This window comes from Secundilactobacillus silagei JCM 19001, from assembly GCF_002217945.1.
In the GTDB taxonomy this organism is placed as follows: Bacteria; Bacillota; Bacilli; order Lactobacillales; family Lactobacillaceae; genus Secundilactobacillus; species Secundilactobacillus silagei.
This window is the reverse complement of sequence record NZ_BCMG01000003.1, coordinates 1-15,157: the sequence shown is the minus strand read 5'-3', so window position 1 is coordinate 15,157 and position 15,157 is coordinate 1. Positions and strand designations below refer to the sequence as shown.

At 38.9% G+C, this 15,157-nt stretch carries 14 protein-coding genes and 1 pseudogene; 14 read left to right on the top strand and 1 reads right to left on the bottom strand.

Annotated elements, in window-relative coordinates:
• The first annotated feature begins 653 nt into the window (after positions 1-653).
• Both metE and metF read left to right on the top strand, forming a co-directional pair.
• Positions 654-2,924, top strand: a complete 2,271-nt coding sequence (metE, locus tag CES79_RS03260; protein ID WP_089136301.1) for a 5-methyltetrahydropteroyltriglutamate--homocysteine S-methyltransferase — start codon at positions 654-656, stop codon at positions 2,922-2,924.
• Entirely contained in the window at positions 2,911-3,777 is an 867-nt protein-coding gene (gene metF / locus CES79_RS03255) for a methylenetetrahydrofolate reductase [NAD(P)H] (RefSeq protein ID WP_054655666.1), read from the top strand. Before metE ends, metF begins: the two co-directional genes overlap by 14 nt.
• Positions 3,778-3,963: 186 nt before the next feature.
• Here metF and CES79_RS13195 read toward each other — a convergent pair.
• Positions 3,964-4,041, bottom strand: a pseudogene (locus tag CES79_RS13195) (IS3 family transposase); the annotation flags it as partial.
• Between the two features lie 350 nt (positions 4,042-4,391).
• Between CES79_RS13195 and CES79_RS03250 the strand changes: the two are divergent.
• From CES79_RS03250 to CES79_RS03195, 12 genes are all read left to right on the top strand, one after another.
• Positions 4,392-5,411: an SHOCT domain-containing protein gene (locus CES79_RS03250; RefSeq protein ID WP_089136300.1), complete on the top strand. Its 1,020-nt coding sequence runs from the start codon at positions 4,392-4,394 to the stop codon at positions 5,409-5,411.
• A 58-nt stretch (positions 5,412-5,469) separates the two neighbouring features.
• On the top strand, positions 5,470-5,871 hold the full coding sequence (locus CES79_RS03245; protein ID WP_054655662.1) for a hypothetical protein: 402 nt from the start codon (positions 5,470-5,472) through the stop codon (positions 5,869-5,871).
• 84 nt (positions 5,872-5,955) lie between these two features.
• Complete coding sequence (locus tag CES79_RS03240) at positions 5,956-6,354, top strand: hypothetical protein (RefSeq protein WP_089136299.1); 399 nt, start codon at positions 5,956-5,958, stop codon at positions 6,352-6,354.
• 325 nt (positions 6,355-6,679) lie between these two features.
• Entirely contained in the window at positions 6,680-7,633 is a 954-nt protein-coding gene (locus CES79_RS03235) for an LCP family glycopolymer transferase (protein ID WP_089136298.1), read from the top strand.
• A 187-nt stretch (positions 7,634-7,820) separates the two neighbouring features.
• The gene (locus tag CES79_RS03230; RefSeq protein ID WP_089136297.1) at positions 7,821-8,693 is read left to right on the top strand and encodes a YveK family protein; all 873 of its coding nucleotides are present in this window, start codon (positions 7,821-7,823) and stop codon (positions 8,691-8,693) included.
• Positions 8,694-8,704: 11 nt separating this feature from the next.
• Positions 8,705-9,469 carry a CpsD/CapB family tyrosine-protein kinase gene (locus CES79_RS03225; RefSeq protein WP_089136296.1) on the top strand — a complete coding sequence of 255 codons (765 nt, stop codon included), beginning with the start codon at positions 8,705-8,707 and terminating at the stop codon, positions 9,467-9,469.
• 13 nt (positions 9,470-9,482) lie between these two features.
• The gene (locus CES79_RS03220) at positions 9,483-10,253 is read left to right on the top strand and encodes a tyrosine-protein phosphatase (protein WP_054655656.1); all 771 of its coding nucleotides are present in this window, start codon (positions 9,483-9,485) and stop codon (positions 10,251-10,253) included.
• Between the two features lie 21 nt (positions 10,254-10,274).
• On the top strand, positions 10,275-10,967 hold the full coding sequence (locus CES79_RS03215) for a sugar transferase (protein ID WP_089136295.1): 693 nt from the start codon (positions 10,275-10,277) through the stop codon (positions 10,965-10,967).
• Positions 10,967-11,746 carry a DUF4422 domain-containing protein gene (locus tag CES79_RS03210; RefSeq protein WP_089136294.1) on the top strand — a complete coding sequence of 260 codons (780 nt, stop codon included), beginning with the start codon at positions 10,967-10,969 and terminating at the stop codon, positions 11,744-11,746. The genes CES79_RS03215 and CES79_RS03210 overlap by 1 nt, the downstream gene beginning before the upstream one ends.
• A gap of 52 nt (positions 11,747-11,798) precedes the next feature.
• Positions 11,799-12,680 (top strand): glycosyltransferase family 2 protein, encoded by an 882-nt coding sequence (locus tag CES79_RS03205; RefSeq protein ID WP_089136293.1) that lies wholly within the window; start codon positions 11,799-11,801, stop codon positions 12,678-12,680.
• A gap of 8 nt (positions 12,681-12,688) precedes the next feature.
• Entirely contained in the window at positions 12,689-13,801 is a 1,113-nt protein-coding gene (locus CES79_RS03200) for a glycosyltransferase (protein ID WP_225362303.1), read from the top strand.
• A gap of 56 nt (positions 13,802-13,857) precedes the next feature.
• Positions 13,858-14,751, top strand: coding sequence for a glycosyltransferase family 2 protein (locus CES79_RS03195; RefSeq protein WP_089136291.1), 894 nt, complete (start codon positions 13,858-13,860; stop codon positions 14,749-14,751).
• Positions 14,752-15,157 lie beyond the last annotated feature (406 nt).

Genomic DNA, 15,157 nt, shown 5'->3' with positions numbered 1-15,157 from the left:
CTAATGAGTTTATCATCATACTCATGATATAGAAAACCGATTAGAAGATGAGTAATACTCCTAACTTTTGAAGAGAGTCGCGGCAGGTGAGAAGCGGTAAAGGGCGAGTGTGAAGATGGTCTTCCATTAAGCAGGGTATTCGAGCGCAAGTAAGAATATCATGGGTGTGCCCATTACAGCACGCGGGTATTATAGGTACCCAGTGAGGAAATCAGTGCGAGCTGGTTTCGAATTAAGGTGGTAACACGGGAAAAAGTCCGTCCTTTACTTCGCGAAAGCGGGTAATGGGCGGCTTTTTTGTTAGGTGCGGAGCCAGGCGGTTAGAGAGCGTAGTGTAAGGGAGCTTTGGGAGAAATCCCGAATTTGGATTTGTGCCGAAGTTCCCTTACATGCAGCTCTCTGCCTGAAGTAGCCCGATTAGGCTATGTAAACGTTAAGCACTCACAACCCACCAAACCTACATATAAAATCCAGAAGAAAGGGAGCCAACTAAGATGACTAAAACAACCTACTTACATTGCAACAAAATATCCACCGCAAGCTTCCTCTTGGGCGATGGCATTGATGGTCAGGTCATGTGCCTGTCGGTCAACGATTAAACCACTAAGATGATGACATGATAAATAAATGGAGAACAAAGGGAGACATTTAATATGACAACAACTATTATCGGCTACCCACGAATCGGGAGTCACCGTGAATTAAAATTTGCCGTTCAAAAGTACTTTAAGCAACAGGTCAGCGCTCGTGAATTAGCCCAGACCGCTGCTGAATTACGCAAGCAAAACTGGGACACCATTAGCAAGGCCGGTATCGACCAGCTGGTATCAAATGATTTTTCATACTACGACACCACATTAGACACGGCTAACTTGCTGAACATCGTGCCTAAGCGTTACAAGGAATTAAACTTATCACCACTTGACGAATACTTCGCCCAGGCGCGTGGTTATCAAGGCGATAAGGGTGACGTGACCGCTTTGAGCATGAAGAAGTGGTTCAACACCAACTATCACTACCTCGTCCCTGAATTCGAAGACGACACCGATGTTAAGCTGGTCGGCACCAAGATCTTTGATGAATATCAAGAAGCTAAGAATCAGGGTTACCAGACTCGTCCCGTCATTCTTGGGCCTTACACGTTGCTACGTCTAGGGGCCTTTGAAGGCAAGAAGCAAGCCACTGACTTTACTCAGGCAGTGGTCAACGCTTACGAAGCCATCTTTGAAAAATTAGCCGCTTTGGGTGCTGATTGGATTCAGTTAGACGAACCGCAATTAGTTAAGGATCAATCCGAAGCTGATCTGGAACTCTTCACCGACCTCTACAAGCCATTACTGGCCAACAAGCACGGTCTGAAAGTCTTAGCTCAGACCTACTTCGGTGATGTTCGTGACAGTTACGATCTGTTAACTTCACTGGACTTCGATGGCCTTGGCCTTGATTTCCACGAAGGCGACGAAAGTTTGAACTTGATTCAATCCAAGGGCTTCCCTGCAGACAAAGTGTTATTTGCCGGTGTCATTAATGGGAAGAACATCTGGAAAGCCAACTACGATCAAAAGCTCGACTTGATTCACAAGCTGCCTAAGACCGACATTGTGCTGACCAGCTCCTGTTCACTGCTCCACGTGCCATACACCTTGGAAAATGAACCGCAATTAGACGAAAAATACAAGAAGTACCTGGCATTTGCGAAGGAAAAGCTCACCGAACTAACCGACCTAGATCACATCTTGGGCGGTACCGGTGACGATGCCTTGAAGGCTAACGAAGCCTTGTTCGCAAAGCCGCGTTACGAAGAAAACCAAGCCATTATCGACAAAGTTGCTTCATTAAAGGATAGCGATTTCCACCGTAAGCCTTCACGTGCAGAACGGGCTGCCATTCAAAAGAAAGAATTCAACTTACCAGAATTACCAACGACGACGATTGGTTCCTTCCCACAAACTCGCGAAGTGCGTCGTAACCGTGCTAAATACAAGCGTGGCGAGATCAGCAAGGAACAATACGACCAATTTAACCGTGACCGGATCAAGGAATGCGTTGAATTCCAAGAAAAGATCGGTATTGATGTCTTAGTTCATGGTGAATACGAACGGAACGACATGGTTGAATACTTTGGTGAAAAGCTGGACGGCTTCCTGTTTACCAGCAACGCCTGGGTCCAATCATACGGGACTCGTTGTGTGAAGCCACCGTTGATCTGGGGCGATGTCAGCCGTAACAAGCCGATCACCGTTGCTGAATCAGTCTACGCCCAATCACTGACTGACAAGCCAATGAAGGGGATGCTCACTGGTCCCGTTACCATCTTGAACTGGTCATTCCCTCGTGAAGATATCTCCAAGAAGGAATCCACGTTACAGATTGCCTTGGCAATGCAAGGTGAAGTGCTGGATCTGGAAAAGAACGGCATTAAGATCATCCAAATTGATGAAGCGGCTTTACGTGAAAAGCTGCCACTACGTAAGTCAGACTGGTACAGCAGATACCTTGACTGGGCAATTCCAGCCTTCCGTCTATTGGGCGCTAAGGTTCAACCGACTACGCAAATTCATACGCACATGTGCTACAGCGAATTCGGTGACATTATCGATGCCATTGACGACATGGATGCCGATGTGATTTCATTCGAAGCATCACGGGCAGATTTAACGTTGCTGGATACGCTTCAAAAGACGCATTTTCAGACGCACGTTGGTCCTGGTGTCTACGATATTCACTCATCACGGATCCCATCTGAAAAAGAAGTTGCCGGCACGATTCACAAGATTTTGAAGAAGGTACCATTGGAAAACGTCTGGATCAACCCAGACTGTGGTCTGAAGACACGGGGAACAACAGAAACCACAGCAAGTCTGGAAAACGTTGTTGCGGCAACGAAGCAGGTTCGTCAGGAATTAGCACATGAAGGTCGTTAATTGTTTCAACGAACGACCCGTGATCTCGTTCGAAATATTTCCACCGCGACCAAATGCGTCAGAAAAGGCTATCGAGCGTTTCTACAATAACCTCGATGTGCTCGCCGGGTTAAAGCCCGCCTATATCAGTGTGACGTACGGTGCTGGTGGTAGCGACAACAACTCCGGGACACTGGACTTGTGCTGCTACATCAAAAAGCACTACGGTATTGAAGTAGTACCGCATATTCCGGGCATCAACTTCACCAAGTCAGCGGTGAAGGCTTACCTGGAAAAACTGAAGACGAATCACATTGAAAATATCCTGGCTTTACGGGGCGATCTCCCTAAGGATGGCAACATCAAGGGTGATTTCCAGTATGCCAGTGATCTGGTCAGTGAGATCAAGCGCGATGGCGACTTTAACATTCTGGGTGCGTGTTATCCAGACACTCACCCGGAGGCTAAGGATAGCGTCGAAGACATTAAGAATCTGAAATGCAAAGTGGATGCTGGTGTCTCACAGTTAATTACCCAACTTTTCTTTGAAAATGATCACTACTATCAATTTTTGGAACGCTGCGAGCTAGCGAACATTGACGTTCCGGTGCAAGCCGGAATCATGCCAGTGGTCAATGAACGTCAGATCAAGCGGATGGCGACCATGAATGGGATCCGTCTACCGCAGAAGTTCTTAAGAATGATGGCACATTATCAGGACAACCCAGTGGCAATGCGGGATGCGGGAGCGGCCTATGCAATCGACCAGATCGTAGACTTGTTGTCAGAAGGCGTTGATGGCGTGCATCTGTATACAATGGATAATCCGGTTGTGACTGAGCGGATTTGTGGGGCGATAAAAACTTTGATTTAGGTCAAGGTGTGAAGCGAGGCGTTTAGAGAGCGTAGTGTAAGGGACTAACAACGAAAACCCCGAACTTGGGTTTTGGTTGTTAGTCCCTTACATGCAGCTCTCTGCCGAGCGGAACCCAATTCGGCTAGATAAAAGTAAAGCACTCGAACTGAAGTACGACAAAAAAGTTAGAAAAATTAATATTTTTTAAATGATGGTCTGATTACGGTATTTTGCCGGAATCAGACCATTTTTGTTTAACAAGATACGCTGGTTGTTATACCAGTTGGTGCATTATGCACAACTTGTGTCAGCCTTTCCAGACCATGTATCAATTGCCGATACAGACATCTTTCTTTTACTTCAATAATTAGTAATTTAACAATCAAAGATTCAATAGCGAAGGTATGCTTGTGTACTCTGTAGCCCACTTTTAAGGCATGATAATGAATAGCAAATGAACAGACAAGTAAACAGCAAAACGGATTCAGTATCCATTGCCAGGCCAAAACATAAAGATTAGTATGAAATTGGGTTGCTTAGCTAAATGGCTGAATAATCTTTTTAAATGTGCGCTTAGCTATTGTTGATATATGTTGTCCACTACAAATTAATTAAATAAGGTGAAATTATTTATGGCTAAAAAAGTATGTTCCATTTGTGGTAAAAGGTTAGGCTTTCTCGATTCCAATCTGCGCTTTAATGATGGTATTGCTTGCGCAGATTGCTGTAAAAAAATTGGCCTTTCAACTCTCAACATGGCATCAATAAATTGGGCAGAGAAACATTCTGTTGAAGAAGTAAAAATGATGTTACATGTAGGTCAAATTATTGACCCACATCAAGACAATCAGATTGATAAGCAGTTACAAAAAAAACACGAAAATGGAAAAAACATGGCTGATGCTGAGATCCAGGATAAATTGAAGCATAAACAAGAAGTTGTTAAACAACAAGAAATACAGCAAAAAGAGGATTTCAGACAACGAAAGCTTCAACAAAAGCAAGCTATTAAGCAACAAAGACAGGATAGAAAAGCTGCTGATGAAGCTAAATATGAAAAACTGAGGCAACAGTTCGAACTCGATGCTGCTTACCACTTTGTTAAGATCATGATTGACTTTGAATCTCAACAAATTTTGATACGCAAAGGACTTCTTACACCCTATCAACTGTATTCATTTGCCGATTTTAAGGGGTATAAACAAATCATCACACCAGGAACTGTTAAGAAACATCATGGTATCGCTCGTGGAATCGCTGGTGGATTAATTGCTGGCCCTGCTGGAGCTGTTGTAGGCGCCGTGACTGGTGGAACGCAATATGAAGTAGTACGTGAAATGTCAGTCATTATGTATTTCAAAGATAACCAGCAGAAAAAAGTAAGATTTATTTCATTCGAAACAAAAACAGATAGCTTCACTTATAGATCCGCTCAAGAATCTTGTTTAAGCTTTTGCCAAAAGTTAGATGAGATTTCAACTGCACAAAAGCAAGAACAAGAAATAGGTCAGTCTAGCGAGCAACCAACACAAGCCCAATATAATACTTCTGACATTGCCGACCAGCTAAGACAATTTAAACAACTTGCTGACGATGGTGTAATTACTCAAGAGGAATTTGAGGCAAAAAAGAAACAACTTCTTGGAATTTAAAGGTTTTAGTCCAGATACCGATGACGGTAAAAGCTGAATTTTTCATAGGAGATTGGATATGCATTTCAAGAAACTTATTATGTTAGTCATTACTGCCCTATCGCTTGGTATTGGCGTTGGTATTAGTCAAACTAATGCACAGGCTGCTACTAATTATATGCCAAGAAGCTGGCGTGGAATTTATTATTGTTCTTTTAATCACACACTTTTTGTGTTACATGCTCACTCAGTTCAGGTTGACGGTCGTACCACATTAAGGAGTAATGGGCATGGATACCACAGGATTGCTTTTCATAAAATCAAAACATTACATCATCACGGCTACTACCAATTTGAATATGCAGAATATGAATACGAGAGTAGTGGAATGTGGAGCATGAGACATAAGCATGGTCATATAGAATTGCTTCAATATGTGACTGGTGGTGGCGGGAATCCCTTGGTTTTCCATAAATACTAATTTTGCTAAAAATTTATGCCAATAAGTAAGTCCAGAAACTGATGACGGTAAAAGTTGAATTAATTTAAGGAGATCCAATTTTCAATGTATTTGAAAAAAATGATCATGTTAGGCGTCACTGCTTTATCTGTGGGTGTTGGTTTCGGTGCAACCCAGACAACAGCCAAAGCGGCTATTAACTATATGCCAAAAAGTTGGCGTGGATATTATCACACTTCTTCCGGTCGAGGCCTGAAAATAACTACCCATTCAGTGTCGTTTGATGGCAAAACTTTCTATAAAAGCAGCGCTCATGGTTGGCGTAGAATTCACTTTCAAAAAGTTGCCAATATGTATCACCATCCAGTTTATGAACTTAACAATGCAAAGGTAGTGGATTACTTATGGAGTTATGAATGGTGGCCTGCTTATCGCCACGGCCGCAAAGTACTCCTCCACAAAGCAAATATGGGTAATCATGCCGATGTTTGGTATAAAGATTAGCTGACGTGCGATTACTGTTTTATTTATACACAAATAACCAAATCTGTACCCACTGTCCATCTTCCCCCAACTCTAACCCAACAAAAATTATAAACCCACCCTATAATGACAAATAACACAAATTAACCCAACATTACCCAACGTACTGACAAATCAACCGCTAGCGGAATCATAAAAATGTACAACACTGCATTAATAAGTCACCCAAAATTTTAGTAAAAGCCTTGACGATTGTAAAAAAAAGAGCAAGAATAAACAGTATAGATTAAAAATTTATTAAGAGACTGTGGCAACTTAATTGCTTCAATCAGGGGAAGTGGACTACATGAGTCAAATAGATAAGCAAAAAATGACGAATAGGGGTCATCATAGCCGCAAAATCCGGCGCCGGGTTCGTAACTCAGTACTTGGTTTCGTAGCAGTCTTGGCTGTTGGTTTCGTTGGGTTTACAGCTTACGGTTATCACACCGTATCAACGACGACTAAAGCAATGTACAAGCCATCAGGTGCAACTAAGGAACGTAACGCCAGTGCAGTGATCAAGGATAAGAAGCCAGTTTCAATCTTAATGGTTGGGACTGATTCCAACAAGATCAACCGGACTGGTTCATTAATGCTCGTAACACTTAATCCTAAGACCAACAAGACGGTCGAGATGAGTTTACCAGATAACTTGAAAGTTAACTTACCAGGATACAAGCAGTATTCACCAGCTACAGTTAACCAAGCCTATTCTTACGGTGGCACTAAAGAAACCGTTAAGACCGTACAGAGTTATCTAAAGGTTCCTGTTGATTACTACATGGCAGTTAACATGAACGGCTTGGACAAGACAGTTAATAAAGTCGGTGGCGTGAACGTTACATCACCACAAACCTTTACCAATAACGGTAAGACCTTTAATGCAGGTCAGAACTATCATTTGAATGGTGCTAATACAGGTAAGTTCCTTTCATTGCGTGAGAGCGATACGAAGGGTTATAACCAACAACAAGCACGTCAACGAGCTGTTCTTTCAGCATTGTTGAAGAAGAGTACGTCATATAAGACTGTATTGAACAAGAGCTACTTGAATACGCTTGGGGATGAAATGCAAACTGATTTAACAGAAAAACAAATGACTCAACTTGCATTACATTACCGTCATGCTGACCAAAACGTTAAGTCTGAAACTGTTAACGCTAAGAGTCAAAAGCTTGGTGGCAAGAACTTTGAAGTTGCCCCAACAAGTGAACGCACTCGTGCAGTCAACGCAGTTCGTCAAAACCTTGGCTTTTAGTCATTGAATCATTGATCTTTGTAAGGGAGGCACTAGCGTGATCATCAATCTGCGTTAGTGCCCCTTTTTACGTCATAAAAAATAATTAATCTTTTGATACTTTGAAATCATGATACTCCGGTAAATGGCCCGTTATTGGGTTGCTTAGGATTTATGGTTTTTATGGATCAATAGTCGGAGGATCAGCATGGAGAGCACCCTAGATTTACGCCAGATGGTTGGTGTTTTACGCAAGCATATCTGGTTTATCATTATTAGTACGTTAGTTTTTGCGGTGGCAGCGTTTGGCGTTGCCACGATTGGGATGACGCCGAAGTATTCGTCAACCACACAAATTTTAGTTAATCGAAAAACCACTAATCAAGGCTTTGAAGCGCAAAACCAACAGGCCGATGTTCAAATGGTTAGTACCTATAAGGACATCATTACTAACCCAGTGATCTTGAAGCAGGCACAGCACAAGTTAGCGCACCCAGAAGAAATTATCCACCCAGCAGTGAAGGCCAAATATGGTAAGAATGCTGCGGGTAAACGGAAATTGATTCGGGCACCTAAGCCAGCTGTTATGAAGACTACGGGTCGTTCGTACAATGTGTCCGTTGGTGAATTAAAGCAGGCCGTTTCCGTCACTAGTCAGCAAAATTCACAAGTTTTTGCTTTGACGGCAGAATCGACTGATCCAGACTTGTCAGCCGCAATGGCGAACCAGGTTGCTTCAGTGTTCAAAACTAAAATCAAGTCAATGATGAGTGTCAACAACGTGACCATCGTCTCTAACGCCACGCCGAGTGATCAACCAACGTCACCGAAGACTAAATTAATCACGTTGGCAGGCGCCGTAGTGGGTATCCTAATTGGTTTAGGCTATGCCTTCATCAAGGAATTAACCGATACGACCGTCAAAGATGACGATTTTCTAACGGATGAACTTGGTTTAATTAATTTAGGCCATGTTGCAACCATTAAGAAACACGGTACCAATGACTTTAGATTGAAGAATAATCACCCAGATAATACTAATACGACGCCAACTGATCAGCATAAGCGCGTTCGCGTATAGGAGGAGAAATCATGTCGTTATTTCATAGAAAACCGAAACAATCAGATGACACCTCTATGCACGGGGTTAGGCTGATCACTGCTACGGAACCTAAGAACGTGATTGCCGAACAGTTTCGGACCGTTAGAACCAACATCGAATTTTCAGCGGTTGATAAAACGCTGAAGACGATTCTGTTCACTTCTTCTGAACAGAGTGAAGGTAAATCAACGGTTGCTACTAATACAGCAGTGACCTGGGCGCAACAAGGTAAGAAAGTCTTGCTCATCGATGCTGATATGCGGCGGCCAACGTTGCATGCAACGTTTAGTTTTCCTAACACCCAAGGGCTGTCGAGTATTCTTGCTGGCAACGCTGATCTTCAAGATACAGTTCATCCAACAGTTATTAAGAACTTAGCGGCGCTGACCAGTGGCCCCATTCCGCCTAATCCGGCTGATCTATTGAACTCCAAGCGGATGCACACGTTGTTAGAGACCGTTCAGGCACAGTATGACGTGGTGGTTTTAGATGTACCGCCGCTGTTATCCGTTACTGACAGTCAGTTACTATCAGCCAGTGTTGATGGCGTGATCCTAGTTGTGAGACAAGGAGTTGCCCAGCGAGTTGATGTACAACGTTCCGTGGAACTATTGAAAATGAGTAAAGCAACCTTATTAGGCTACGTCTTAAACGACGTGGAACCGAAACACGGTCATGGCTACGGTTATGGGTATGGTTACGGCTATGGATATGGCTACGGTTACGGGTATGAATCCAAGGCTAAGTCCAAGTAGAGAGGATGATTGAATGATCGATCTGCATTGTCATTTGTTACCGGGAATAGATGATGGCGCTGCAAATCTTGAGATTTCTCTCAGGCTTGCTAGGGAAGCGGTTGCAGATGGCGTGGATTACGCCCTGCTAACACCGCATCACATGAATGGCGTGTACGTCAATCATCGCGCGGATGTTATTAAGCAGACGAAACAGTTCCAAGACGAGCTAACGAAGCACGACATTAAGTTAACCGTGTTTCCTGGCCAAGAAGTCCGTATCAATGGCGATTTGCTGACGGCTTTAGATCAAAACGATATTTTATTTGCCGATGAGAGCAACCATTATCTAATGTTAGAGTTTCCGGATGATGATGTTCCCGCCTACACAGATAAAATGATCTATGATCTGCAGCAACGCGGCATTATCCCCGTAATCGTTCATCCAGAACGGAATACTAAGATTATGAGACAACCTGATATTTTATTCGATCTATTGCAGAAGGGCTGTCTATCACAGCTCACTGCAAGCAGCTATGTTGGTACATTCGGTAAGCAGGTGGAAGCGTTTTGCCAACAGTTACTAGCTGCTGGTCAGGGGTATGTCTTCTCGTCTGATGCCCATAATCTACCAGGCAGAAAATATCAGATGCGAGAAGCGTTTGATAAATTAAGCAAAGAATTTGGAACCGATGTTGCGGATGCATTCGAGGGAAATGCGAAAGCAATTATCAATGGGGATGTTGTTCTTACCCATTCGATGGAACCGGTTGTCAAAAAGAGAAAATGGTTTAAGTTGTTTTAAATCAAGGGGGGATTACTTTTGATGGATGCTGACGAACATAAAAGTCATATAAAATATGATTTAAAAGCAGTTAATGCTGGTCATCTAGTTGATTCAAAAAAGCAAGGTTATCTATTTACTAAAAGATGCATAGACATCTTCGTATCTTTTTGTGCGTTAATAGTATTGAGCCCTATATTTTTGTTTGTTTGGTTTATGGATTATTGTAGTAAATCGAATCGGGGACCATTACTGTATAAACAAATTCGTATTGGATACCACGGGGAAAAGTTTAAAATGTACAAATTTCGTTCAATGGTCGTAGATGCAGATAAAAAATTATATGCAGATAAAAAACTATATGCGGAATACGTAGCTAATAATTACAAGTTGAAACCAGAAGATGATCCTAGAATTACAAAAATCGGCTTTTTTTTACGAAAAACTTCGATTGATGAAATTCCTCAATTTATTAATATCTTAAAGGGTGATATGAGTATAATTGGCCCCCGACCGGTTGTTAAAGAAGAGTTAGTTCAATATAATCAGAAAAAATTATTATCAGTTAAACCTGGTGCAATGGGGTTATGGCAAGCGAGTGGTCGAAGCATGATAGGTTATCCAGAGCGAGCTAATATAGAAATGAATTATATTGATCATGCAAGCTTAAAATTTGATTTTAAAATTGTATGGGAAAATATTGTAAAAATTTTTAGCAGAAAGGGTGCTTACTAATTAATATTAAAATATTAGTTGCAGCTCATAAGCAGGCACCTATGCCGAAAAATACAAAAATTTATCTACCAGTATTAGTTGGTGCAAAGAAAAATTGGAATAAAAATATTAATTATCAACGTGATGACGAAGGAACCAATATTTCTGGAAAAAATTCGTCATACAGTGAATTAACTGCAATTTACTGGGCTTGGAAAAATTTAAAAAATGTTGATTATGTGGGACTAGTACATTATAGAAGATTCTTTTTTAATGGTTTTAAAAAAAGAAAAATTGAAAATGTTTTAGATGATCAAAAGATACAGAGCATTTTAAAACAGTCTAAGGTCATATTACCAAAGAAGAGAAAATACTATATTGAAACTAATTATTCGCACTATATTCATGCTCACCATAAAAAGCCGCTAACAGAAACTAGAAATGTTATTTCTAGTATATATCCCGAATATTTAAGTTATTTTGATCAAGTTATGTCAAAACGCAGTGCACATATGTTTAATATGTTTATTATGAAAAAAGAACTTTTTGACAAATACTGTCAATGGCTATTTAAAATTTTAGAAGATGTAGAAGATAAAATAGATATAACCAATTATTCAATTCAAGAAAAACGTGTTTTTGGATACATATCTGAACTTTTGTTAGATGTGTGGGTTCTAGCTAATAATATAAAATATAAGGAAGTTAGCTGGGGAATAACTGGGAAAAATAACAGAGTAAAAAAAATGTATTATTTTATGAAAAGAAAGTACGGGATGAGAACAAAAACACATTTTTAAGGTTCTTTTCCGTCTAAAAGCTCTGTCAAAAATATTTTAATTTGGAGATAATATGTTAAAAATTGCGACAATTGTAGTAACTTACAATAGAAAAGAAAAACTGATTCGCTGTTTACAGCATATACAGGATCAAAATTTATCTACAGATATCATTGTTATAGATAATATGAGTACAGATGGCACTCAAGAAGTATTGAAATCATTAATACAAAATCACAAAATTATTTACAAGCGTCTTGAAAAAAATATTGGTGGAGCCGGTGGATTCTCTGAGGGCATTAAATATGCTTATAATTTAGGATATGAGTATTTTTGGGTTATGGATGATGATTGTATGCCAAAACAAGATGCACTTAGTAAACTGATGGCTGTTAATAATCGAAAATTAAATTATGGATTTTTAGCAAGTAAGGTACTCTGGAAAGACGGAAATATTTGTACCATGAACATTCCAAGAAAAACGCCATTTAAGAAAGTAATCGATTTTGATTCTAAATTAGTTACTATCTCGATGGCTTCTTTTGTATCATTATTAATACCTAGAAAAATAGTTAAAGATGTTGGATTGCCAATTAAAGATTTTTTTATTTGGACCGATGATTGGGAATATACAAGAAGAATATCACAAAAATATCCATGTTATCTTGAAAATAAGAGTGTTGTTGTACATGAATCAGCATCCAACAAGGGAGCCGATATTGCTAGTGATAGCATTTCACGTCTAAAGCGCTATCAATATTTATATCGTAATGATGTGTATTTGTATAGACGTGAAGGCTATAGAGGATTTATATATGAGTTAGCTCGATTGACCGATCATTTGTTGAGGGTGCTTTTTAGAGCTAATAATAACCGTTATACTAGAATAAAAATAATTTTTAAGGGAACCTTTGATGGCATAGGATTCCATCCTAAAATTGAAAAGGTGGATTAATTTTGACAGTGCATGTGTTAGAGGTCTTTGGAGAGCCAATTTCTTTTGGTGGTCAAGAATCTTTTGTGTTTAATAATATTAAAGCAATGAATTTACAGGGGCTGAAATTTGATTTTTTAACGCCTTATTATATTGATAATGAAAACTACAGTCAATTTATAAAAAAAATCGATGGACATCTGTTTTCTTTTAATTTAGGATTTAATCCTGGCAAAAGCAGATTGAATATAATTAAACATTTTGATTCCTTTTTGACCGATCATTTTTATGACGTTATTCATATACATTCTGGTAGTATCTCTGTATTAGGAATTTGCGCTGCTATTGCAAAAAAACATCAAATTAATAGAATAATTGTGCATTCGCATATGGCAGGTGTAAACGAAAGCTTTAAGCACAGAATCCTAAAAAAATTAATAAATCCAATATTTAAGAAATGCGCAACCGATTTTTGTGCACCAACAAAAGTGGCTGGAAATTGGCAGTTTGGACAGTCTCTTACAAAAAATAGGTTACATATTATTAAAAACGGTATTGACTTATCTAAATTTTCATATAATCACTCGGTAAGAATTCAAATGCGAAAAAAACTAAATATAAGTAATGAAACTTTATTGATTGGTGATGTTGGACGCTTAACATCGGACAAAAATCAAATGTTTTTATTCGAGATTTTTTGTGAGTTAAAGAGAATTCAAAATAATAGTAAAATAATTCTTGTTGGATCTGGAAATAAATATAAAAAAGAGCTTCAATCCGTTGCCAAAAAACACCATTTTGATATAGATGTAATATATACTGGGAATGTTAATAATGTTAATGATTATATGCAGGCAATGGACGTTTTTGTGTTTCCTTCAAAATTTGAGGGGTTGGGAATTGTAACTATTGAAGCACAAAGTATGGGATTACCAGTAATTGTTTCAACTAGGGTACCTAAAGATGTAAAGCTTACAAAAAAAGTTAAATTTTTAAATCTATCAGATCCTCCATTTAAGTGGGCAAATGAAATTGTTCAATGTAATCAACATGTTAGAGACACTTCTGAAATGACGATTAGACAAGCTGGGTATGATATTAGAGAAACAGCTGAAATTTTACGGAATCTATATATTCTATAAATATTTCACCTGTAAAATCTGATTTTTCTGATTGAAGAAGTAGGGGGGATTAAGTTGTGAAGAACATAGATGTAGTGGTAGTGACCTATAATAGGTTAGGTCTGTTAAAAGAATGCGTGGATGCGTTATTAAGCCAAAAAGATAATTTATCAAATATATTTATTTTTAATAATCATAGTACTGATGGTACGGATAAGTATCTTAATGAGTTATCAAATGATTCTTTATTTATAATAAGAAATTCCAAAGAAAATTTAGGCGGTGCTAAGGGCTTTGAGACAATAACGAAACTTGCTGCTGAAATAGGAAAGGGAGATTACATTTGGTTAATGGATGACGATACAATACCTACACATAATGCAAGTGTATTTCTTCAAAAGGCTGCAGGATTATTAGACAATAATTTCGGCTTTTTGTGTAGTAATGTGAGATGGACAAGTGGTGAAGCAACCAACATTCCAAAAGCTGCGCGTGACTGGCCGGACAAATTAAATTTAAAACTTGTAAAGGTTGAAAATGCTACTTTTGTTTCAATCTTTATTCGTCGTGCTATGGTTGTAAAAGTAGGATTACCATTAGGCGAAATGGTTATATGGGGTGATGATACTGAATATACAACCCGACTTTCTCATAATGTGAGAAGTTATATGGTCATTAATAGTATTGTGATACACAAAACACCACATAATCTTTCCAATGATACAATCGCTAATATTTCTAAAGATAGAATCTGGAGATATAGATGTATGTCTAGAAACCTAATTTATATTGATAAAAAATATTATTCTACGGGAAAAGTTATAAAACAAATTCTTGTGGCCATCCGAGACGCTTTTTCTTGTTTAACAGCGAAATCAAATAAATTTCAGAGGATGAATGCGATTATTACCGGAACTTTATCAGGATTTGTATTTAATCCAAAAATTTCGTATGTTAAACGAAATAAGTAGGATATTTTTTTGCTAGCGTTTAGAGTAAACATTATTGTAAAAAAATTAGTACTTCAAGATAGATCATTACAGTTTTTAGCTGTTTGAAAGATCAATTCATTTATTATTTAAAGCCATTGTTTAAAATATGTTGAAATTTGTATGATGAATTTTCAAACTATTAAACCACCGTAATATTACTGACTATTTTAGAATAAAAGAACGTTTTTATTGTTAGACTATTAAAAATAGTTCTGCACATTAATAACACTAATACATTGAGATGATATTTAATATTGGCTGATATTATTGAGAGCGTAAAATATCTTGTGTAAATGCATAAAAGATTTCTGAATTGTATAGAAATAGGGAATGCCTTCCCTTATGATATTTAGTAACCACAGAAAACATCACAGGAGGCATTCCC